24 protein-coding genes and 2 tRNA genes are annotated in these 20,066 nt (G+C 42.8%); 4 read left to right on the plus strand and 22 right to left on the minus strand.

Annotated features, from left to right (window positions below; translation table 11 throughout):
* Positions 1-15: 15 nt before the first annotated feature.
* A complete protein-coding gene (locus H0Z23_RS01335; RefSeq protein ID WP_296867019.1) occupies positions 16-1,293 on the plus strand; it encodes a radical SAM protein in 1,278 nt (425 codons plus the stop codon).
* A gap of 47 nt (positions 1,294-1,340) precedes the next feature.
* Here H0Z23_RS01335 and H0Z23_RS01340 read toward each other — a convergent pair.
* The 4 genes from H0Z23_RS01340 to H0Z23_RS01355 form a co-directional block, all read right to left on the minus strand.
* Positions 1,341-1,417, minus strand: a tRNA-Arg gene (locus H0Z23_RS01340).
* 16 nt (positions 1,418-1,433) lie between these two features.
* A tRNA-Ser gene (locus tag H0Z23_RS01345) sits at positions 1,434-1,527 on the minus strand.
* Between the two features lie 49 nt (positions 1,528-1,576).
* On the minus strand, positions 1,577-2,653 hold the full coding sequence (locus tag H0Z23_RS01350; protein ID WP_296867075.1) for a peptidylprolyl isomerase: 1,077 nt from the start codon (positions 2,651-2,653) through the stop codon (positions 1,577-1,579).
* A gap of 146 nt (positions 2,654-2,799) precedes the next feature.
* Positions 2,800-5,361 carry a DNA polymerase gene (locus H0Z23_RS01355; RefSeq protein WP_296867021.1) on the minus strand — a complete coding sequence of 854 codons (2,562 nt, stop codon included), beginning with the start codon at positions 5,359-5,361 and terminating at the stop codon, positions 2,800-2,802.
* A 106-nt stretch (positions 5,362-5,467) separates the two neighbouring features.
* Between H0Z23_RS01355 and gltX the strand changes: the two genes are divergently transcribed.
* Positions 5,468-6,781 carry a glutamate--tRNA ligase gene (gltX, locus tag H0Z23_RS01360; RefSeq protein ID WP_296867022.1) on the plus strand — a complete coding sequence of 438 codons (1,314 nt, stop codon included), beginning with the start codon at positions 5,468-5,470 and terminating at the stop codon, positions 6,779-6,781.
* A gap of 83 nt (positions 6,782-6,864) precedes the next feature.
* On the opposite strand, the gene H0Z23_RS01365 is transcribed toward gltX, so the two are convergent.
* The 15 genes from H0Z23_RS01365 to H0Z23_RS01435 form a co-directional block, all read right to left on the minus strand.
* Positions 6,865-7,518 (minus strand): 4Fe-4S binding protein, encoded by a 654-nt coding sequence (locus tag H0Z23_RS01365; RefSeq protein ID WP_296867024.1) that lies wholly within the window; start codon positions 7,516-7,518, stop codon positions 6,865-6,867.
* 12 nt (positions 7,519-7,530) lie between these two features.
* The gene (locus H0Z23_RS01370; protein WP_296867026.1) at positions 7,531-8,520 is read right to left on the minus strand and encodes a respiratory chain complex I subunit 1 family protein; all 990 of its coding nucleotides are present in this window, start codon (positions 8,518-8,520) and stop codon (positions 7,531-7,533) included.
* Positions 8,517-9,755, minus strand: a complete 1,239-nt coding sequence (locus H0Z23_RS01375; protein ID WP_296867028.1) for a nickel-dependent hydrogenase large subunit — start codon at positions 9,753-9,755, stop codon at positions 8,517-8,519. The genes H0Z23_RS01370 and H0Z23_RS01375 overlap by 4 nt, the downstream gene beginning before the upstream one ends.
* Before the next feature lie 11 nt (positions 9,756-9,766).
* Positions 9,767-10,318 (minus strand): NADH-quinone oxidoreductase subunit C, encoded by a 552-nt coding sequence (locus H0Z23_RS01380; RefSeq protein ID WP_296867030.1) that lies wholly within the window; start codon positions 10,316-10,318, stop codon positions 9,767-9,769.
* The gene (locus H0Z23_RS01385; RefSeq protein ID WP_296867032.1) at positions 10,315-10,776 is read right to left on the minus strand and encodes an NADH-quinone oxidoreductase subunit B family protein; all 462 of its coding nucleotides are present in this window, start codon (positions 10,774-10,776) and stop codon (positions 10,315-10,317) included. Before H0Z23_RS01385 ends, H0Z23_RS01380 begins: the two co-directional genes overlap by 4 nt.
* A 12-nt stretch (positions 10,777-10,788) precedes the next feature.
* Positions 10,789-11,127: a hydrogenase gene (locus tag H0Z23_RS01390; protein ID WP_296867034.1), complete on the minus strand. Its 339-nt coding sequence runs from the start codon at positions 11,125-11,127 to the stop codon at positions 10,789-10,791.
* Positions 11,127-12,692: a proton-conducting transporter membrane subunit gene (locus H0Z23_RS01395; protein WP_296867036.1), complete on the minus strand. Its 1,566-nt coding sequence runs from the start codon at positions 12,690-12,692 to the stop codon at positions 11,127-11,129. Before H0Z23_RS01395 ends, H0Z23_RS01390 begins: the two co-directional genes overlap by 1 nt.
* Positions 12,689-13,036: an NADH-quinone oxidoreductase subunit K gene (locus tag H0Z23_RS01400; RefSeq protein WP_296867038.1), complete on the minus strand. Its 348-nt coding sequence runs from the start codon at positions 13,034-13,036 to the stop codon at positions 12,689-12,691. Before H0Z23_RS01400 ends, H0Z23_RS01395 begins: the two co-directional genes overlap by 4 nt.
* Entirely contained in the window at positions 13,026-13,520 is a 495-nt protein-coding gene (locus H0Z23_RS01405; protein ID WP_296867040.1) for an MnhB domain-containing protein, read from the minus strand. Before H0Z23_RS01405 ends, H0Z23_RS01400 begins: the two co-directional genes overlap by 11 nt.
* Positions 13,520-13,792 (minus strand): hydrogen gas-evolving membrane-bound hydrogenase subunit E, encoded by a 273-nt coding sequence (gene mbhE, locus H0Z23_RS01410; protein WP_296867042.1) that lies wholly within the window; start codon positions 13,790-13,792, stop codon positions 13,520-13,522. Before mbhE ends, H0Z23_RS01405 begins: the two co-directional genes overlap by 1 nt.
* Positions 13,789-14,049, minus strand: a complete 261-nt coding sequence (locus H0Z23_RS01415; protein ID WP_296867044.1) for a DUF4040 domain-containing protein — start codon at positions 14,047-14,049, stop codon at positions 13,789-13,791. Before H0Z23_RS01415 ends, mbhE begins: the two co-directional genes overlap by 4 nt.
* On the minus strand, positions 14,046-14,417 hold the full coding sequence (gene mnhG / locus H0Z23_RS01420) for a monovalent cation/H(+) antiporter subunit G (protein WP_296867046.1): 372 nt from the start codon (positions 14,415-14,417) through the stop codon (positions 14,046-14,048). The genes H0Z23_RS01415 and mnhG overlap by 4 nt, the downstream gene beginning before the upstream one ends.
* Positions 14,418-14,419: 2 nt before the next feature.
* Complete coding sequence (locus H0Z23_RS01425) at positions 14,420-14,680, minus strand: monovalent cation/H+ antiporter complex subunit F (protein WP_296867049.1); 261 nt, start codon at positions 14,678-14,680, stop codon at positions 14,420-14,422.
* Entirely contained in the window at positions 14,677-15,174 is a 498-nt protein-coding gene (locus H0Z23_RS01430; protein ID WP_296867051.1) for a Na+/H+ antiporter subunit E, read from the minus strand. The genes H0Z23_RS01425 and H0Z23_RS01430 overlap by 4 nt, the downstream gene beginning before the upstream one ends.
* A 90-nt stretch (positions 15,175-15,264) precedes the next feature.
* Entirely contained in the window at positions 15,265-15,696 is a 432-nt protein-coding gene (locus tag H0Z23_RS01435; RefSeq protein ID WP_296867052.1) for an MOSC domain-containing protein, read from the minus strand.
* Between the two features lie 194 nt (positions 15,697-15,890).
* On the opposite strand from H0Z23_RS01435, the gene H0Z23_RS01440 reads away from it, so the two are divergent.
* Positions 15,891-16,439 carry a hypothetical protein gene (locus H0Z23_RS01440; RefSeq protein WP_296867054.1) on the plus strand — a complete coding sequence of 183 codons (549 nt, stop codon included), beginning with the start codon at positions 15,891-15,893 and terminating at the stop codon, positions 16,437-16,439.
* A 36-nt stretch (positions 16,440-16,475) separates the two neighbouring features.
* Here H0Z23_RS01440 and H0Z23_RS01445 read toward each other — a convergent pair whose 3' ends face one another.
* Genes H0Z23_RS01445 through H0Z23_RS01455 form a run of 3 tightly spaced genes read right to left on the minus strand, consistent with a single transcriptional unit; the run spans position 16,476 to position 19,367 of the window.
* Positions 16,476-17,669 carry a M20 family metallopeptidase gene (locus H0Z23_RS01445; protein ID WP_296867055.1) on the minus strand — a complete coding sequence of 398 codons (1,194 nt, stop codon included), beginning with the start codon at positions 17,667-17,669 and terminating at the stop codon, positions 16,476-16,478.
* A 4-nt stretch (positions 17,670-17,673) separates the two neighbouring features.
* Positions 17,674-19,158 (minus strand): sodium:solute symporter, encoded by a 1,485-nt coding sequence (locus H0Z23_RS01450; RefSeq protein WP_296867058.1) that lies wholly within the window; start codon positions 19,156-19,158, stop codon positions 17,674-17,676.
* Complete coding sequence (locus tag H0Z23_RS01455; protein ID WP_296867059.1) at positions 19,155-19,367, minus strand: DUF3311 domain-containing protein; 213 nt, start codon at positions 19,365-19,367, stop codon at positions 19,155-19,157. The genes H0Z23_RS01450 and H0Z23_RS01455 overlap by 4 nt, the downstream gene beginning before the upstream one ends.
* 256 nt (positions 19,368-19,623) lie before the next feature.
* Here H0Z23_RS01455 and H0Z23_RS01460 point away from each other — a divergent pair, with 256 nt between their 5' ends.
* Entirely contained in the window at positions 19,624-19,968 is a 345-nt protein-coding gene (locus H0Z23_RS01460) for a hypothetical protein (protein WP_296867061.1), read from the plus strand.
* Positions 19,969-20,066: the final 98 nt, after the last annotated feature.

Raw genomic sequence — 20,066 nt, forward strand, 5'->3', positions numbered from 1 at the left:
TGTTATATTTCCCCTATGCCAAATTACTCAGATTTTCTCTTCAACTTAAAGGGTAAAAACATTCTAGGGATCAATCCTCCTGTAAGGGATTTTGCTTTCTTCGACCTGTGGGCAAAACCATTGGGTCTTTTATACCTTTTAGACGAACTAAGGGCACTAGGAAATAATGTTGAACTCATAGACTGTATCTTTGAAGCCCCAGATAAACCTAAAGGATTCGGAAGACAAATTCCTAAGAGAACTCAAATAACAAAACCCGCACCCTACGCTTCTATACCCAGGAAGTATTATCACTTTGGGTTAGATGAAGATAGCTTTGTAAAAAGGCTTGTGGGAATACAAAAGCCAGATATCATTCTGGTCACCTCAATAATGACCTATTGGTACCCTGGAGTAACATGGGCTATAAATCTAATAAAGAAAGTTTTTCCCAAAACGCCAGTAATGCTTGGAGGCATATATCCTCGCTTGTGTCCTGATCATGCAGAACTTTCAGGCGCAGATATGGTTCAAACTACTCCCTTACCCCTGAAGTTCGAAAAACCAGCAATGGATCTGTATAAAAACCCAGGTTATGCTGTTACCCTTACTTCTTTAGGGTGTCCATTAAGGTGTAAATATTGTGCCTCGTCAATACTTTGGCCAAAACATTCAAAAAGGAACATAGAGAATATAATATCAGAGATTCAATGGCAACAAAGCCTAGGGAACATAGAAGATGTGGCATTCTACGATGATGCCCTATTGGTGGGTAAGGAAAAACACTTCTACCCTTTATGCAACAGATTAAAGGAAACATTACCTTCTTTGAGATATCACACACCCAATGGACTTCATGTACGACTTATAGATAAAACTTGTGCCCAGCACTTAAAAAGAACCGGGTTCAAAACCATAAGGCTCAGCTTGGAAGGTATAGATGAAGCTTTACGACAAGCAGATTCTGCTAAAGCAGATGAGATATCTTTTGCACATGCGATAGAAAACCTTTTATCAGCCGGCTTTAAAAACGAAGACCTAGAAACTTATATACTTATTGGTATTCCCGGGCAAACGATAAAAGACATAGAAAAGACGATAGCTTTTGCCCATTCTCTAGGGGTAAAAGTCAAAACAGCCCAGTTTTCACCTATACCCTATACTCCTTTGTTCGAAAAAGCAGCACAAATAGCACCAGGAATAAAAGAAGAGCCTCTCTTACACAATAACACCGTATTTTGCACTTACATATCGAAGATCATGACTCCTGAACAACTACAGTACATAAAAGCCCTAGCCCGCAACAATTCATAAAAAGCAAGGGGATAAAACCTAAGCTTTATCCCCTTTACTTATCAAAATGGCGCGCCGGACAGGATTCGAACCCGTAACCTTCGGATCCGTAGTCCGATGCTCTATCCAGTTGAGCTACCGGCGCGTTTGCTTGCTTAAAATGGCGGTGGGACAGGGATTCGAACCCTGGAGGGAGGTTTCAGCCCCCCTACTCGCTTAGCAGGCGAGTGCCTTCAGCCTCTCGGCCACCCCACCGAGACCGAATATCATGCGCGCTCTATTCTATGCATCGTAGGCTACTATGTCAAGAATCAGTCGAAGTTTTTTCCTCTGTGTTTCCTTCGATGTTATCACCAGAAGGTTGAGCATCATCTGAAGAAACCTCTGCTGGAGGCGTAAAATATTGTTCATCCACTATCTGTATATCAGCTCTGCTCAAAAGATTAGCAAGATACTCTTGTTCCGCTTGCTGCCTCTTTTCATTCTTCAAAATACCTACAACATCATCTTTTACTTCATCATACGAAAGCACTCTGGCGGGTTCCTTCTTTTTCTTTATGAGCACAAGGTAATCATTCTCTCCAATCTTCTGAGGACCGCCAATCTCACCCAACTCCAAATCCGCAAAGGCTTTAAGGCTTCCAGCAAAATCACTGGAAGATACAAACACAGGTTTTTCTGCTTCAGTGGAATTTGTCAGACTGTTTTTAACTTCAGATAGTGCGTTATCCCAACTAATCTTATCCGACAACAACTCTCTAAATTTTCTAGCCGCATCCTCATCTTTAAACCTTGCATATATAACCTCGTATCCTTCTGGCTTTTTGAAAAAGTAATCCTTGGTCTTTTCATAGAAATCTTTGACTTCTTCTTCAGATATTTCCACATTAGAAGTTGACTCTGTAATCAATTTTTGTTGAGCTAATCTTTCGCGAAGCTCCTTCTTTAAGTCTTCCATTTTGATGTTGTTATTTTGCATGTAAGCCATAAATGCTTCTTTAGTCGTGAAACCTTTCTCTATACGTTTCACAGCCTCATTAATTTCTTGTTCGTCAACTGTAATGTTTTTCGCCTTAACTTCCTTTTGCAATTCTTGATATATGGCTATATTGTTAAGCACGCTCTTTCTCATTCCAGCTATATGTTTTGGATCAAGCTCCTCTACATTCATACTCTCTGCCATATTCCTTATTGCCTTATCTATTTGGGAGCGCATAACCTTCTCGCCATTGACTTTTGCCACTACATAATCTCCTTCTGCAGAGGGCCTGCCTCCTCTAGTTCCTCTCGCAATGTACATAGTCACCAAAGATAAAACAAACACTATCACAACAACCAACATTATGCTTTTAGTTTTCGTTCTCAGTGAGCGCATTACCACTATCAATCGTCCTCCTTCTTCTCTATCGCGCCGGCCTTTTTGGGCAGCGAATCTAATGATAAGTAGATAATCCTTAGCTGTCAAAGAGTTTATTCTTTTCTAACTCGTTTTCCGCAAGCTCACATAGCTTAAGTGCACATTTTGTATTATATTTCGGCAAAAGACCTCCCCGTCTTTGTCTCTACCTTGAGGGGCACATCAAGAGTCACAACCCCCTCCATACACTCTTTAAGGATTTCTATAACATCGACCAGTGAGTCTTCCTTGCATTCACACACAAGGGAATCGTGTATTTGAAGAACCAAAAATACATCTTTTCCATAGTCCCTAAGAGCCTTATCAAGCCTAATCATGGCCAATTTTGCAATATCAGCAGCAGTACCTTGGATAGGAGTATTTATGGCAACTCTCTCCAGAGCGTTACCCCCTCTTCCGCCAATTGTTCCCACTTCTTTCAAAGGCCTTATCCTTCCGAAAAGAGTTCTCGTCATTCCCTCATCTTTTGCCTTAGCAGCACTTTCTTCTAAATATCCCTTTACGTTGGGGAAAGAATCAAAGTACCTTTTTATAAGTTCAGATGCTTCCTTTCTGCTAACCCCTAATCTCTTTGCAAGCCCATACTCCCCCATGCCATACAACAAGCCAAAATTTACCATCTTCGCCAAACGCCTCTGCTCATCGGAAGGAACGTTACTGTTCTCTCCAAATATCCACCGAGCTGTTTCGCTATGTATGTCCTTTCCTTTTTCAAAAGCCTCAATCAACTTCTCTTCCTTTGACAAATGGGCTAAAACCCTTAACTCTATTTGGGAATAATCCCCGGCAACGAAAACTCCTCTAGTTAAATGAGGAACCAGTGATTTCCTAAAAGCCTCAGCCCATTTGCCATACATGGGTAAATTTTGCAAATTAGGATCTCGGCTACTCAACCGTCCAGTACCAGTTGATGTCTGCTCCAAAGTTGTATGCACGCTGCCTGTCTCATTATCAATACTTCTGATTAAAGGTTGGATAAATCCGCTAAGCAGTTTAGTCAACTCTCTATACTCTAGAGCCAAAAGAGGAACCCTATTATCCAGAGGCTTTATAGATGCAAGAGTTTCCAAAACTTCGCTATCTGTAGAATACCCTGTCTTAGTCTTTTTGACAGGTGGATACTTCAAATGTTCGAAAAGCAACCAGCTCATCTGTTTCGGTGAATTGAGATTCACTGGGGTATGGGCTATTCCCTCAATCTCATCATTTATTTTCCTTAATCTATGAGCCAGCTCGTTTTGCAGTTTCTCCAGTATGGATAGCTCAACTTTTATGCCTCTTTTTTCCATATGCGCTAAGACAGGAGCTAAAGGAATCTCTATGTTTCTAAAAACCTTCTTCAGTCCAAGAGATTCAATAAATGGTGATGCCTCTTTATAAAAATCCAAAAGCCGCATAGCGTTTTCTTCAGGCTGCAATTTATCGTCAACAATTACCGGAAACTTATCAGGATGCAAAAGATATGAGGCTATTTTTGCGTCCCAAACATTATCATCTATCTCCCTCATTCTGCTTAAAGCGCAACAAAGTTCCTTGTATCCCCACAAAACTATAGTCTTATCCTGCCCTTCTTTTTGAAGAAGCTCAACAACCTCAGCAAAATCCTCACTACCGCCTTGCCAAACCTCTCCCAATTCAGAACACATATAGGCTTTTTTTACTTTGAATTTCTGAGGGTAGATTCCTTCTCCTTCCCAATAAAGGCCAAGAACCTTCCCTTTCAATACATCCTTCAAAGAGGCACTAACTAAAGCATGCCTAGTCTTTTGGCTTTCAGATTCTTTAATTGGAGGCTCCATACTTTCTCCTATGAGCTTACTTCGCACAAGCCTCTCTGCTAATTTTTCCATCTCGAGCTTATCAAGTAATTCAATGAGTTCGGGCTTTGGTTTTTGAACTTCAATTTCCTCTATTTTCAACGGATTATCGAGCCTTAATCTAACCAATTCTCTGGACGCAAAAGCCTGTTCCTTATATTCTAAGAGTTTTTTGCTTATTGAGCTTTTGATCTTATCTATTGAGCCATATATGCCCTCTAAATTTTTATACTCCTTCAAAAGATACCTAGCTGTCTTGTCTCCAACTCCTTTAACACCTGCGATGTTGTCTACCTTATCTCCGACCAGAGCAAGATAATCCGGGAAAGAACTTGGGGGAAAGCCATACTCCTCTAAAAACACACTCTTGTCGTATTCTTTAAAAGTACTCACCCCTTTGTGCGGTCTTATAATTTTTACACCTTCTTCAAGTACCTGAAAAATATCTTTATCTGCTGTAAGGATAATGACATTGTAGCCAGCCCTTGAGGCATGCAAGGCAGTAGCAGCTATAACATCATCAGCTTCTATACCTTCTTGTATTACCACCTTCAATCCCAGATAATCTACAAGGTCCTTTATGTATGGCAACTGCTCTTTAAATGTCTCAGGAGTAGGTCTTCTTCCTTCTTTGTATTCCTTAAAAACCTCATGTCTAAAGGTTGGAGCTGCGGCATCAAACACCACACCAACATACCTTGGCAAAATGTCGCCCATGATCCTGACAAGCATGTTGGCAAAACCCAAAATGGCATTGGTAGGGATACCACTCTTTGTGTTTAGCTCCGGCAAAGCGTAAAAGGCCCTATAGGCAAGGCCATGACCATCAACAAGTAAAACCACATTTCCTTCCAATAAACTCACTCCTTTGCTATATTTACAAGGATATAATACTATCTTTTAAGAGAAAACCGTTAAATTGCCAATCTTAAAAGTCAAATCATCTGAAAGGGTGGGTTTCATGGAAGAGAAAGTACGAGTCAGGTTCGCTCCTAGCCCTACTGGAGCCCTACATATTGGCGGCGCTCATACGGCGCTTTTCAACTGGCTTTGGGCAAGGAAGAATAATGGTGTCTTCGTGTTGAGGATAGAGGACACTGACAGAGAAAGATCTACAAAAGCTTTCGAGGAAACCATTCTTAAGGGAATGGAATGGTTGGGGCTGGATTGGGATGAAGGCCCTGACATAGGAGGCCCTAAAGGACCTTATAGGCAATCAGAGAGAAATGATATTTACCATGAATATGCCGAAAAACTTCTAAAAGAAGGTCTCGCTTATAGGGAAGGACCAGCTGTAATATTTAAAGTCCCCAAAGGGTTGACTCTTGGATTCGATGATATCGTATACGGCAGGATAGAAATGGAAAGTGACACTCTAAAAGATATAGTTCTAATCAAGAGCGATGGTTCTCCCACATATAACTTTGCAGTTGTTGTGGATGATTACACTATGGGGATAAACTACGTCATTCGGGGCGAAGATCATATCTCCAACACACCTAAACAGGTATTGTTGTATCAAAGCTTGAATTGGCCGTTACCGCGTTTCGCTCATCTGCCTATGATATTAGGAAAAGATAAGAAAAAACTGTCCAAAAGGCACGGAGCCACTAGCGTATACGAATACCGAAACATGGGCTACTTACCAGAAGCACTGTTTAACTATTTTGCTCTGCTGGGATGGTCTCCTGGCGACGATAGGGAGATATTTACCAAGGAAGAGGCCATAAAGCTCTTTGACTTGAAACGAGTAACAAAGAGGGCTGCGGTCTTTGATATGGAAAAATTGAATCACATAAATCAGGAGCACATCTACCTTCTTGACCCTTACAAACGAGTGGAGCTAGTAACACCCTTCTGGAAAGAACTAGGTTTAGATGTAGAGCGTCATGATAAGGAGTACCTCGCAAAGGCTCTTGAGCTCCTCGGAGGGAGAGGACAAACCTTGAAAGAGGTTGCAGAATACAGTGATTACCTTTTGGATTTCGAAGTGGTTAAGGAAAGATATGATGGGAAAGACCTTACAGAAAGCCAAAAAGATATACTGAAGGAATTCTGCAGGGAACTTGTCAATACGGACGAATGGGATGCCATGAAGATGGCAAAGTTTGCCAAAAGCTGGGCATCACAAAAAGGAGTAAAAATGAAAGACGTGGCAATGCCACTAAGATGGGCATTAACTGGACGTAAAGTAAGCCCTGGCATATTTGAGGTAATAGCCTTCTTCGGCAGGGAAGAGACTAAATCAAGGCTCTCCTATTACGGCCTGCTTTAAATTACTTAAGAACACATGCAAAAACAATAAAATGAGGGGCCCTTTGCTAAGCAAGGAGCCCCTCATTTATTAAGCTACATTACTTACTTAGATTTAGGATGAATTGCCTTTACAGGACAAGCCTCAGCACATGCACCGCATCCTACACAGACATTTTCATCAATAACGTGCGGCTCCTTCAAATTGCCGCTTATAGCCTTAACGGGGCAAACGCGAGCGCACTTCGTACAACCTATGCATTTATCTTTGTCTATTTCATAGACGGTCTTCTGAGGTTGTTGTTCTTCTCCTCCACCGGCATCGCCTTCGTCCTTTTCTGAAGGTTTCTTCTTCGGTCCAGAATCTACGACAACTTGCTCTTTCCTATTGTATGAAGCAAACGCGAACTCTTCAGTCATCCATATGCATTTTACAGGGCATATCTCAGTACATTGGGCGCAGAAGCAACATCTGTCCATATGGAACTCAACTTTCTTTTCTTCCTGATTATAAGAAATAGCATGAGCAGGACATACCCTAATGCACATCTTACACCCTATACATGCATTCCTATCGTACCCGATCTTCCCCCTGAAGTTTTCGGGCACAGGCACCGGAGGATTAAGCTCTACTTCTCCTGCTGCCGCAGCTTCCAGTGCCTCCGTTAAACTATCCGGCAAGTGAGCAGCGGGGAACGGATTAGTTGCCGGTTTTTCTGTCCATTGTCTAAGTATCTGAATTAACATTCTGTTCAGCATGGTGACACCACCTTAAAGAATAACATCTAGGGAAAGTAAGACCATTCCCGCCAGGGCCAAACCTGCAACCTGATACCAATATAAGCGAGAAGCCTGCCATATTTTAAGACGCCCGAAAGTCGTACGAATTACAGTAACACCCACCACCTGGACCAAGAATACTTTCACCCAGAAGAACAGAAAATCCACCACAAAGAACGCCATTCCTGAAAGATTAAGGATCCTTCCTAACGACCATGGGAAGAATAAGGAAACAACTACAGCACACATCGCCAGGGTCCTCAGAGAAAATGCCATCTTGAACATGGCCAGGTTTCTTCCTGAATACTCGCAGATCAAACCATCAAGTATCTCCGTTTTAGCTTCCGCTATATCCATAGGTACTTTGCCAGTTTCAGCTGGAACAACAAAGAGCAAGGTTACCAAAAGAGCAAGTATGCCAAATATTCCAGTCCATCCTGCCACACTCCAAATGGGCATAGCTACATACGTTTCCAAGCTGAAGGGGGCCCCAGGCATCCCCGTCCTATAGGCAAACCAAGCCATGGATACCACAACCGTAGCTAAAGGAAGTTCATAGCTCATCATTAAAACCATCTCACGCTGGGCCCCAATATTGGCGTAAACAGAACCGCTAGCAAATCCGCCCACTGCCATCGCTACAGCTGAAAATCCCAGAAGGTACATTATTAAGATAAGATCTCCTTCTCCTCCAAGTATGGGAGGCAGTGATCCAATAGGCACGTAAAGAAAGACCATAAGAGCTGTAGCTGCCGCCACCCAAGGAGCCCCGTTAAAAGCCCAAGCCACGGCCCTCCTTGGAACTATATTTTCCTTCCCTAGAAGTTTCAGCACATCATAGAAAGGCTGAAATAAAGGGGGCCCAATTCTAAGCTGCATACGCGCATGAAAAATCCTATCTACCCCTTCAAACAACAGGGACAGGAGCGACGCAAAAACAAGAAGAGCCAACCCCGCCAAAATTTTAAATAGCAACATCATGCTCCCATCAACCTCCTAGTCTTTTCCCTGCAGCTCTGCAAGAGTTCAGCACGAGTTACAACCTGCTTGCTTCCCTTACGAACATCAGTCACAAGCATCCTCTCCATGCAAGAGATACATGGGTCAATGCTATTTATAATCAATGGCGCATCAGCAACATCATTGCCCTTGAACATAATTGGCCATGACACCGCGTTAGAATAGGTAGGGGCTCTTACCTTCCACCAAGTAACGTTTTCTTCCCCACCTGTGAGTTTAATGGCATGAGTATCATCACCTCTAGGTGCCTCAATGGAACACATACCAATACCATCAGCTTGTTTGAGGTAATTAAGAAGTTTAGGTAATTTAGGTTCCCACATAAGGTCACCTTCTGGCAACCCATCTAGACATTTTTCAATTATGTCCAAAGATTGGTAAACCTCCAGAACTCTGACCAAAAATCTGTCGTAAACATCCCCATAAGCTTCGCCAGTATAATCCTGCGGAACCACCGGTTTAACGTCTAAGTCGGCATAAGCTTCATAAGGGGCAGACCACCGAAGATCGACTCTTAAGCCGCTACCTCTGGCTGTTGGTCCTAATGCACAATGAGAAATAGCATCCTCTTTGGACAAAACCCCTACGTTTCTCATCCTAGCCAAAGCAACGGGATCATCAACTGCCACATTATAAAAGAAGGAAAATTCGCTCTTATAAAAAGCAATCATTTCTCTTAAAGCCTTTTCGACCTTTGGTGTTATATCCCTACGCACACCACCTACAGTGCCAGTTCCATAGTTAACTCTGTTACCTGTAAGAGCTTCAAGTACGTCCATTACTTTCTCTCTAAGGATCATCCCAAGATGGAAGGCCGAATCATACCCAAAGGTATAGCAAGCCACCCCGGCCCACAAAATGTGAGAGTGTATACGCTCCAGTTCCAAAACGATAGTTCTGATGTATTGAGCTCTTGCCGGTACAGGAATTTTAGCGGCATCCTCCACGGCCCGCACAAATGCAACTATATGAGAAAAGGAACATATCCCACATATCCTTTCAGCCAGATATATAACCTGTATAGGGTTTCTCTCTCTGGCCATAAATTCAATACCTCTATGTATAGCACCAGGCCTGATGGTTGCATTCACAATCCGCTCACCATCAACATCCAGCCAAGCTGTGATAGGTTCCTTCAAACCTACGTGAACAGGCCCTATAGGCACCTTGTATGTTTTTCCTGCTCCTATAGCCATATGGGCACCCCCTATGATAATTCCCTGACGTCTTCAGGAGATGGCCCGGTTTCATCTCTTCGCCAGGGTTTAATATCTTCATTCCAATCTTCAGGCAAAAATACCAGACCCTTGTTTGGAAGCCCCTCAAAGTCTATACCTAGCATCTCCCGCATCTCCCGCTCGCTGTACTCTACCCCAGGTATTCTGCTCCAAAGGGAAGGCATCCTAAGGTCTGCTTTCGGAACAGCTACGGAAATACACAGGCTTATCTTTTTTCCTCTTCCACTACTTCGGAACAAAATACAGTGATAGTTAAGGGTAACGACATCCCCATCATCATTACCTGACATAATCTGGAAATGCAAAAAATCAAAAGTCCTAAGAGTGTCTATAAGCTCCAAGAATTTTTCTCTTTTTATCTTTAAAAACATATCCCTGTACTGAACTTCGTCATTTACTCCACCTTTGTATTCTCTTATTTCTAAGCTTTCCAATGCATCATTGAAACCCTCTTTCAGGCAGTTTGCTATATCTTCAGGGCTCTTGCTTTCTTTGGCGTATTCCGGCTTACACTTACTCATTTAGGCGCACCTGCCTTCTTTAGCTCTTCTTTCATCTTTTCAAGCTTCAATATTGCCTTAACGGCACCCTCAATTATGGCTTCTGGCCTTGGAGGGCACCCATGAACATATACATCTACAGGAATAACATTATCCACGGGACCTTCCAAGTTGTAAGATTTGTAGAAAACGTCTCCAGATGCAGCACAGTTTCCTACCGCTATAACTACCTTAGGGTCAGGCATCTGTGCATAAATTCTTTTTAACTTACTGGCCATAAATTTAGTAACAGGACCTGTAACCAACAAGACATCAGCATGCCTTGGAGTCCCGACAAGTTTCATTCCGAACCTTTCTATATCGTACCTTGGTGTCAATGAAGCTACTATCTCAATGTCACAGCCGTTGCACGATCCGCTGTTACATAGAAAAACCCAAATCGACTTGGAGAGAATGTCCAGATATCGTTCAAGTTTCATAACGCACCCTCCTTAAAGCAGCACCAAAACTACAAGTACTGCAGCAACTACGACCATATAACCCACGTAGTCATTTGTTAAACCGCTATGCATTTCAGCCAACTTTTCATAATATCCCTTTAGCGCCTCCACAAATCCCCAATACGCGGAACTTGCGGGTACTTGTATTTCGCTTCCATCTTCTGGTACTGCGTTAGCACCATAAAAAATCTCATCCTGCTCTGTTCCTTTTTTATAATCGCTTCTGCCCATACTCCTGATCCAGAGGACCAGTCCTGAGGCAATAAAGAAGAAAATTATCCAACTATATACATCCCAATAACCAAATCCACTAAAAACTTTTGTCCACATCACAGGCCACCTCCTATTACGGCCGAGATGTAACCTGCCTGGTTTACAAGCGCCTTGGCCGCAGGTTCAACCAGGTTAGACAACGACCAGGTTGGGAAAAGGGTTAAACCTATTATCACTATAGTCAGTACAGACATACCAAGGAGCATGCCAGGGGGAACTTCTTTGACTTGGGCTAATTTGGCCTTTGCAGGTCCTAAAAACGCCGTCTGGAAAACCTTGACGAAAGAAGCCAAGGTTAAGACCGAAGTGACAAGAGCCATTATTGAAAGAATAGGATACACGGCAAAGGTTGATTCATATATTAAGAGTTTAGACACAAACCCATTAAACGGCGGTAATCCTGCTATGGCAGCTGCTGCAATTACAAACATGAAAGTAGTATAAGGCATAGTCCTTGCCAAACCACCTAGATCGTTGAGATTCCTAGAACCAGCGGCATAATATAGAGCTCCCGCCGTCAAAAACAGCAACCCCTTGTACATCGTGTAGTTTATTAGATGGTATATACCACCTTTCATCGCAGTGAAACCATAATCGGCCATGGCTTGAGGGTCTGAAAGTGCCAACAGGCCAACACCCAAACCAAGCAACATATATCCAATCTGAGAAACCGAGTGATATGCCATAAGGCGCTTTATTTCTTTCTGAACCACTGCCATGCTTACCCCAATAAACATAGAGAGGACCCCAAGAATAATTATCGTCCAAGGCACCACTGCGCTCCCAAGGCTCGCCCCATAAATGGAGAAACACACCCTGAAAAGCCCATAGAGGGAAGCCTGGCTCACTGCTATCAACAAGCACGTCACTCCCGCTGGAGCTTCCGTATAAGCATCTGGAGTCCACATGTGCATTGGAACAGTTCCGCATTTCATCGCAAGAGCTATTATAAGGAAAACTAGCGCAATTTTCTCTGCATAACCAAGTCGTAGGGCATTGGCAACAGCAGCCATACTCACAGCATTGTATCTTCCATATAGGAATGCAATAGCTATCAAGATCATCATAGCACCGATAGTTGAGACAACCATGTATTTAAAGCTTGCTTCTATCGCCTCTGGCCTATCTCTCCAAAAAGCAACCAAACCAAAGGAAGCTACCGAAGCTATCTCTAGGAAAACGAAAAAGTTAAACAGGTCTCCTGTTAGCACCATGCCCAACATACCAGTAGTAAGCAGGAAATAAAGGGCTGCAAACTTGTCTAAACCAGAGAAGCGCTCCATATAGTTGGTGGAAAAAAGCGCTCCTGCAAAAGCGGCTATACTTCCGACCACAGCCATAAATGCACTAAAAGCATCAACTTCAAGGATTATTCTTATTGGCAAGCTCATCCCTGAAGGCAATGAGAGGTTAAAAGCTTCAGCGCCCATTACGTAGATGGCGGTCCCAGAAGTCAGTACTTGCTGCCACAGAAGCACACTCAAAAGGGCAGTCAAAGCTGAAACTCCTACAAGCCAAAAATTCCTTGCCACTTTGCCCAACATAGAGGCTACTGGCGCAATAAAAGCACCCAAAAGCGGCACCGCTATCACTAAAGCCGGGAGATGCACATGCCAACTCATCCTCGCAACCTCCTAATCTCCCGGACGTCAAGCGTCCCATAGTGTTTGTACAGCATCATTATCAGCGACAGCATAAGCGCAGAAGTTGCCAACCCTATAACTATCGCTGTAAGAGTCAACGCTTGTGGCACTGGTAAGACCATTTTCCCCACTTTACCTGCTAAAGTAAACACAGGTATGCTTCCGCCAGTCCTATATCCAAGAACAATAAGCAGCAAATTTGCGGAAGCTTCTATAAGGGAAACACCTATTGCTATCTTTATGAGGTTCTTTTCGAATAGAACCGCATATAGCCCCAACAAGAAAATTATTCCAACAACAAGATAAGGTAGATTACCTATCATGGCCAGTCTCCTCACTTCCGCTTTCTTCGTATAACCTTATTCCCTTAAACATATAGTAGAGGATTAAGGATAGCCCACCTATAACTTCCACACCAACAGCCATATTCATCAACGCTATAGTTCCTGAACTGTTAAGCACTCCACTGTTTGGTCCTATTGGGACAGTAGAGCCAAATAATCCACCTTGGCCTGCAAGGAAGTTGTAGAAAAACGTTGTCCCCAATCCTACCAATCCTGTTCCTATAAAAAGCAAAAGCCCCACTGTCTCAAACCATGAGAAAAGGCTTGACTTATAAAAGGGAATAAATTTTTTACCTCCATAGGCAACTAGCAGGAAAGCGAACAAAGTTGCTACGACTGCTCCTCCCTGAAACCCGCCTCCTGGAGTCAAATGCCCATGAATTATAACGTAAACCCCAAAAACAGCTAAAAACCAAGCGAAAACGTCACAAATCGTCCTAACTATAACCGACAAGGAGTACATTAATTATGCCCTCCTTTCCTGAAAACAACCAAAACTGAGCAGACAGCAGTGAACAGCACAGCAGCCTCTCCAAGGGTATCAAATCCCCTGTAATCGAATACTATCGACGTTACTATGTTGTTAGCTGACCTTTCTGCCTGAGCATTATGGAGATAGTAATCATCCATGGGGGCTGCACCAGGATCTCCAAACTGGTGTATTCTACTTAGGCCCCCCCACAAGGTACCAACTACTATTATGAGGGCAACTAAGAATAACACCTGTCTTTTCATCGTCGCTCACCCCCACTCTTTTTTAGGGCCTTGCAACCTCTTAATGCTATTACATATATGGCTGTAGTTAGCCCAGCTCCTATGCCTGCTTCTGCTATAGCAACATCGGGAGCCTGCAAAACATAAAACTCTAGAGAGAGAAGCAAACTAAAAACTGCTAAAGAGACCACAGACGAAAGTAAATCTTTGAACCATATGGCAAAAAACGCGGAAACCGTTATAAGAGCCAATATAAAGAAATGAAACACCCCGTTCATGCCGAAACACCACCTTTTTTCTTTTGGTCTTCGGCTAGCCTATCCACCACGGCAAACTTCGGCATTATCCCACTTCTGTGCGCAGCTCTAGCTATAGCATGTGCCCCAGTAGGGTTGGTAATAAGCAAAGCAGCCACAGCTATAACTGCATGCACCGCCAAAGTCCCAAATCTACCTTCACCGCTACTGGCCAACTTTTGTAAGGCAAAAAGCACCACTGCCGCCGAAGTAAAAATAGAACCGAAAGTAGTACACTTTGTGGTTCCATGGAGCCTAGTGTACACGTCCGGGAACCTATAAAGAGCCACAGTACCCAAAAAGTTGAACAACGTTCCTACAATGAGGAAAAGTATTATTAGCGCATTCATTATCATACGCCTCCTTCAATGTACCGGGCCAAGAACAAAGTTCCCACAAAGGAAAGGCCAGCATAAACTATCGCAACATCAACCATAACCACTGAGTCATATATAACGGCCAACAAGATCATAAGGGCCACAACCAAGGTGTTTATAGAGTCCAGAGCTACTACCCTGTCCGCTACTGTCGGCCCAGCTATTAGCCTTCCGGACATCAAAAAAGCACATAAGGCTATTATTCCTGCGGCCCATGCAAAGACCGTCAAAGTCATTCAGCAACCCTCCTCGCCCATTTCCCAAAAGTACCATAAACTAGTCCTTCTTCTGGGTTCTCGTCTGTCACATTGATCCAGTGAATGTAGAAAAGGTTCCCACCCTCTGGATCTTCGCTAATATCCACTGTCAAGGTTCCAGGAGTTAAGGTTATAGAGTTAGCCAGCATAGTTGTAGCCAAAGTGCCCTTCAACCCTGAATTAATTCGGACTATGCCGGGCCTTATCTTCCCAGTTATAACTCTCATAGCAACATCCAAGTTAGCTTTTATCATACCCAAAAGAAAAGGCCCAAAAAGATAAATTATAAACATACCCCACCTTGCTGGATTCAGACCGTAAAAACTGAAAAATTTTCTTGGGTTCCACACCTTAGCAGCAAAAGCCAAGATAGCCCCCAACACAATTCCTATAATTACCTCAGCCATGTCTATACCGTTACCACTCCAAGCCAAAAGCAAATACACAATGACAGAGAACACAAATATGACCACATTTTTCACCTCCTCAATCAAAAGTTCAAATCTCTAATCAAAACTAACATACAGACCGGGAAGCTATACTATGCTCATACTACTCTCTCCCTATGGCTCCTCTATTACAACCCTATCCCCTACTTTGACTTTCCCCCCGGAAATCACCCTTAAGAAATATCCTACATCTGGCAAAAGGCACCAACCCATGTAGTTGTATGTGTGGGGCTCATCTGGTCTCTTGCCACGCTCAACAACCTTTAATACGACATCTTCTCCTAGCATCAACTTGGATCCTATCTTCAAGAAGGGGCGATCTACTTTTATCCTTAAATTCTCTGCCAAAGATCCTGGAGGGAACCTCATTTTCGCTTTGCCCTCAGCAGCCAATACGTCAGCAGTCAATAAAAGACTAATTTCTCTGGTCTCTGTACCAAAGTGGCAATCACCTTTTATTCCACCTGGCGCAAAAAAAGCTTCGTGCACTGACTTTTTTGGTTTATTCTTAGAAGTGCCTACACATATAGCATCAACTATTCCCAAAATTATGCCCCCCTCGCCCCAAGGATACATTATACAACACAAATAATCACGCTGCCTTATTTTTTTTAAACCTTATATCTAAAAATTTCATATCCATGTGTTTTTTTGAAATTTTTTGTAGCATTACTTCAATTTGAGGGACACTAATCCAATATATAATTATGGGGACATAAACTCAAAAAAGGATGAAGTAAATGCGAAAAATAATGATATTTACGGTTCTAATAACATTAATCCTTGGAGTAATAGGTCTTTACAAATATAATGCTTCGCCCACAAGCGTAAAAGTTATGGGAAGCAGTAGTATCTTTGACTTTCTTACTACAAAAGGGATAAAGATCGCTGGAGAAGTCAGAAACCTGAAAATAGAAGACAAACAAATTATAAAAACTAACAGCAATACCATCATCAAAGCCACAAGGACAAAAAACTTTCCTCCTAATATAGAAGAAGTAATTTTACAAACTTTGAATACTCATTATATACAGTCCATAGAAGTTAAATTGAAAGCCACAAAAGAAGGAGAGATACAAAAGATTCTAGGCGATATAAAAAAATACGACCCTTCTTCCCAAGAAATCCTATCGCAAAACGGCCTTTGGTTATTTCTGGGAAAAGAGCCAAATTATAAGGAACTCATTTATTATGCTCTTTTATTCCAAAAAGACGGTACTTGCTCACTTGCTATATTTACTGAAAGGGCAAATCAATATTTTAAACAAAAGGAAGGGCTAAAGCGTTAGTAGCTTGCCCTTCCTCTAATCCCCTAAACGAACACTTTACATCTGTTTGTTAAGGAAACTCCATGCAATAGAGGCCAATAGAGCGCTACCGAAAGGCAACACATCATCGTCTACATCATACTCTGGATGGTGTTGAGGGTTAACTGTACCTTTAGATTCATTGTATGTTCCCAAGAACATGAAGGTTCCTGGGACTCTTTCCAGATATAAACTCATGTCCTCTGCTCCCATCGTTGGAACCACTTCTTTAACCTTATCAGCTCCTAATAGGGCTCTAGCGACATCTGCAGCCTTTTCCGTAAACTCTTTATCGTTTACAGTTGGAGGTAGAACATGTTTGTACGTAAATTCCGATTTGCACCGCATAGCTTCGCTTATACCCTTTATTATCCTTTCCATTCTTTCCGGAATAGTTGCCCTGACCTCTTGGTTGAATGTGCGCACCGTTCCCTGCATAAACGCCTTATCTGGAATAATATTAAAGGTCGTTCCAGATTCAATGTGAGCGCAGGTAATAACGACAGCCTCAAGAGGATCTATCTCTCTACTGACTATAGTTTGAAGTGCACCGACCATAGCAGATGCCGCCACTATTGGATCAAACGCCAGGTGTGGAACAGCACCATGACCACCTTTACCCCAAACTGTACATTCCCACTCGTCAGCTGAAGCCATAAATGGCCCTGCCTTATATCCTACAACTCCAGCAGGAAGGGAACTCCATATGTGCAAACCTGAAATAGCATCCACTCCATCAAGCACTCCATCTTGAATCATGGCCCTGGCACCGCTTTTGTGAGGAGATTCTTCTGAAGGCTGGAATATGAACCTAACTTTCCCTGGCAGCTCAGATTCCATTGTTTTCAGCACATAAGCAGCTCCAAGGAGCATGGCGATGTGAGAATCGTGGCCACAGGCATGCATTACTCCATCGTTCCTCGAACGGTATGGTGGGGTACCTACCTCCTGCATAGGAAGAGCATCAATATCAGCTCGTAGGGCTATACATGGTCCATCTTTTTGTGTATCAAGATCTGCGACAACGCCCGTCTCTATTCCTCCAGTACCCACCCTTACATTAGTAAAACCCATTTGTTCGAGATACTTCTTGATGCGCTTAGTGGTTTCAAACTCCTGGAACGAAAGTTCCGGGTTCGCATGGAATTCATGTCGCCACTCTGCTATTTGATGTTTATGGCCTTCAGCGAGTTTTTTAATTTTATCGAGCATTCTATCAGTTCGCCTCCTCCATGGAAAGAGCTTTCTCAAAGCGCTCTAGTCTGGAAGGATCGACGCTCTTGGTAAAGGAACTCACGACAATCACCACTATAAAGTTCAAAATTAACCCCACAAAGCCAGGCTGCAAGTTCAAAGGCGTTTTAACCCCACCAAACTGGAAGAAGAACAATGCTGCCAATCCCACAATTATTCCAGAAATGACTCCAGCCTTTGTGGGTTTTTTGGTGAAAATACCCAATATAATCCCAGGGAAAAATTGAGTGATTCCAGAATACCCTACTATAAGCAGGCTTACCAACATAGAAGGAGCCAAGAAAGCAAATGCAACTGCGATCGCCGTAAAAACAGGAACAAGCAACCGGCCAGTTTTGGCAACTTGTATATCCTCCATGTGAGGCATAAATCCTTTTTGAAGAATGTTCCTAGCTGTCAAATTAGCTGCTGTTAGTATAAGGGCAGAAGATGTGGATATAGACGCTGCAAGCCCGCCGGCACCCAATAATCCCACTACCCATCCTGGCATGCTATCCAATAGGGCGACAAACATAGCCTGATCTGGTTTAGCTATCTTTGCACCAAAAGCCGGATCCAGTCCAGCCTTAGCTGCTACTGCGAAGCCCGTAATAATAACGGGGACCATTGCCAATTGGTATAAAGGAAGGATAGTTGCATTTCTTCTTACAACTTTTTCGCTTTTTGCACTGTAAGTTGCCATAAAAATGTGGGGCCACATCCAGAAGCCCAACCCAGATAATAACGCAGTTGAAGTGTACCAGAAAATACCATTGCCAGCCGTATCGGGGAGAGTTAAATGGGTAGGTTTAAGTTGATGCAATGTCTCAAACATGCTCTGTACGCCACCAAAATAGTGTTTGGAAACAAGAAATCCTACGCTTATCATACCAAAGAGCATTATTATTGCCTGAAGGAAATTAGTCCATCCAATACCTCTAAGGCCTGAAATATATACAAAAATAACGGCGGCTACGAAGCTTATTACAACAGCGGTTTGCCAAGAAATGGCTCCGCCTGATGCAAGTTGTACTATCATGCCCGATCCCATGATCTGCAGCTGAAGATAAGGTATGATAAAAATAACCCCTACCATAGCCACGAGAACACCCAAAAATTTACTATCATATCTATCTTCGAGGAAGTCGGGCTGACTTACATAATTCATGGTTTTGCCCAGCCTGTTTATTCTAGGACCAAGGAAGAAATAAATGCTGTAAGCTATAGAGCCATAAGCAAGAGCGTAAACTATGCTTATCCCACGACTATAAGCCCAACCGGCAAGGCCTAAAAAGGCAAAAGAACTATAAATTTCAGCAGCTGCCGTCGTATAGAAAAGGATCAATCCAAAAGAACGGCCTGCTACAAAGTATTCTTCCATGCTAAAGACCCTATTCCGCCCTGCCATTATGCCAACAATTGTAGTGACTATAAGCCAACCAAAAATAATAGTAAGTGTGATTGTCATTTCTTATCAGTCCCTTCTTTCGTCTTGTAGGCAAGGGTCATCAGAATGAAAGTCACAAAAACCATAAATGATTGCCAGAACAGCAAAAATGGCATGCCTAACACATAAGGTTCAACCCGATTTGCCCATACAGTAACAGGCGGCATAAATCCTAATATTGCAAGAAACAGAAAAATCAACGCTTTCTTTTCGCCTTTTGTAAGGCCCATTTACACACACCTCCCACGTAATTAGAATAAGAATAAAGATTCATTAGCAACGTAGTATACATTGCTACGCCGCAATAGTCAACAAAACTTCTAATGCATGTTACCGGACAGTAATATTGTCTTCCTGTAAGGGAACAGAGAAGATGCCTCAATGCCTCACAGGCACACCCATAAGGCATCAAGATCAAGAAGGAAGCGTTCCAGAAAAGCCGCATGCCCAAGGAGAGCATGCTTATACAGTGTGAGGTCAGTCCCCATGACTGGCTGGAGGGCAGATGCTCTAAATTATGCCTTCATGGAGCCATTAAGGCCTAGAAGTACCGTTTACGTAATAAAACACTTGAATGGTTCCCTTGGTGCCATGTATGGTGATGATTACTTCGGGTTAAAGGCCCTTCCAGATACCAATAGTCAAAAAGGTTTCTCAAGGGAAAAAAGCCCAGAAAACGAAACAAAGCCAAGAAAGGGGCATAAGCCGCCTATGGATCATCCCTGGCGCAGGAGCCTGAATAACAACAAAGGCAACGTCATCAGAGATTACGAGGACTATGAGGGATATTTCATAGGAGATGAATGGAGAAAAATACATGCTGCATATTAACTGTCAAATACACTTTAAAAAAGACTAGCCCCGCTCAGAACCCTGAAACCATACCCTGAACAGGGCTAGGCAATATACTCAAACATCTTCTAAAAGGG

The sequence above is a fragment of the Thermovirga sp. genome (genome assembly GCF_017656375.1).
GTDB lineage: Bacteria > Synergistota > Synergistia > Synergistales > Thermovirgaceae > Thermovirga.

What these genes read in the sequence shown, in the direction of transcription:
- H0Z23_RS01400 (WP_296867038.1), bottom strand. Translation starts at nt 13,036, where the DNA reads ATGATAGGTAATCTACCTTATCTTGTTGTTGGAATAATTTTCTTGTTG.
- mnhG (WP_296867046.1), bottom strand. Translation starts at nt 14,417, where the DNA reads ATGAATGCGCTAATAATACTTTTCCTCATTGTAGGAACGTTGTTCAAC.
- H0Z23_RS01450 (WP_296867058.1), bottom strand. Translation starts at nt 19,158, where the DNA reads ATGACAATCACACTTACTATTATTTTTGGTTGGCTTATAGTCACTACA.
- H0Z23_RS01365 (WP_296867024.1), bottom strand. Translation starts at nt 7,518, where the DNA reads ATGCTGAACAGAATGTTAATTCAGATACTTAGACAATGGACAGAAAAA.
- H0Z23_RS01425 (WP_296867049.1), bottom strand. Translation starts at nt 14,680, where the DNA reads ATGACTTTGACGGTCTTTGCATGGGCCGCAGGAATAATAGCCTTATGT.
- H0Z23_RS01405 (WP_296867040.1), bottom strand. Translation starts at nt 13,520, where the DNA reads ATGTACTCCTTGTCGGTTATAGTTAGGACGATTTGTGACGTTTTCGCT.
- H0Z23_RS01445 (WP_296867055.1), bottom strand. Translation starts at nt 17,669, where the DNA reads ATGCTCGATAAAATTAAAAAACTCGCTGAAGGCCATAAACATCAAATA.
- mbhE (WP_296867042.1), bottom strand. Translation starts at nt 13,792, where the DNA reads ATGAAAAGACAGGTGTTATTCTTAGTTGCCCTCATAATAGTAGTTGGT.
- H0Z23_RS01460 (WP_296867061.1), top strand. Translation starts at nt 19,624, where the DNA reads ATGACTGGCTGGAGGGCAGATGCTCTAAATTATGCCTTCATGGAGCCA.
- gltX (WP_296867022.1), top strand. Translation starts at nt 5,468, where the DNA reads ATGGAAGAGAAAGTACGAGTCAGGTTCGCTCCTAGCCCTACTGGAGCC.
- H0Z23_RS01370 (WP_296867026.1), bottom strand. Translation starts at nt 8,520, where the DNA reads ATGATGTTGCTATTTAAAATTTTGGCGGGGTTGGCTCTTCTTGTTTTT.
- H0Z23_RS01375 (WP_296867028.1), bottom strand. Translation starts at nt 9,755, where the DNA reads ATGGCTATAGGAGCAGGAAAAACATACAAGGTGCCTATAGGGCCTGTT.
- H0Z23_RS01385 (WP_296867032.1), bottom strand. Translation starts at nt 10,776, where the DNA reads ATGAAACTTGAACGATATCTGGACATTCTCTCCAAGTCGATTTGGGTT.
- H0Z23_RS01380 (WP_296867030.1), bottom strand. Translation starts at nt 10,318, where the DNA reads ATGAGTAAGTGTAAGCCGGAATACGCCAAAGAAAGCAAGAGCCCTGAA.
- H0Z23_RS01415 (WP_296867044.1), bottom strand. Translation starts at nt 14,049, where the DNA reads ATGAACGGGGTGTTTCATTTCTTTATATTGGCTCTTATAACGGTTTCC.
- H0Z23_RS01455 (WP_296867059.1), bottom strand. Translation starts at nt 19,367, where the DNA reads ATGGGCCTTACAAAAGGCGAAAAGAAAGCGTTGATTTTTCTGTTTCTT.
- H0Z23_RS01335 (WP_296867019.1), top strand. Translation starts at nt 16, where the DNA reads ATGCCAAATTACTCAGATTTTCTCTTCAACTTAAAGGGTAAAAACATT.
- H0Z23_RS01395 (WP_296867036.1), bottom strand. Translation starts at nt 12,692, where the DNA reads ATGAGTTGGCATGTGCATCTCCCGGCTTTAGTGATAGCGGTGCCGCTT.
- H0Z23_RS01390 (WP_296867034.1), bottom strand. Translation starts at nt 11,127, where the DNA reads ATGTGGACAAAAGTTTTTAGTGGATTTGGTTATTGGGATGTATATAGT.
- H0Z23_RS01440 (WP_296867054.1), top strand. Translation starts at nt 15,891, where the DNA reads ATGCGAAAAATAATGATATTTACGGTTCTAATAACATTAATCCTTGGA.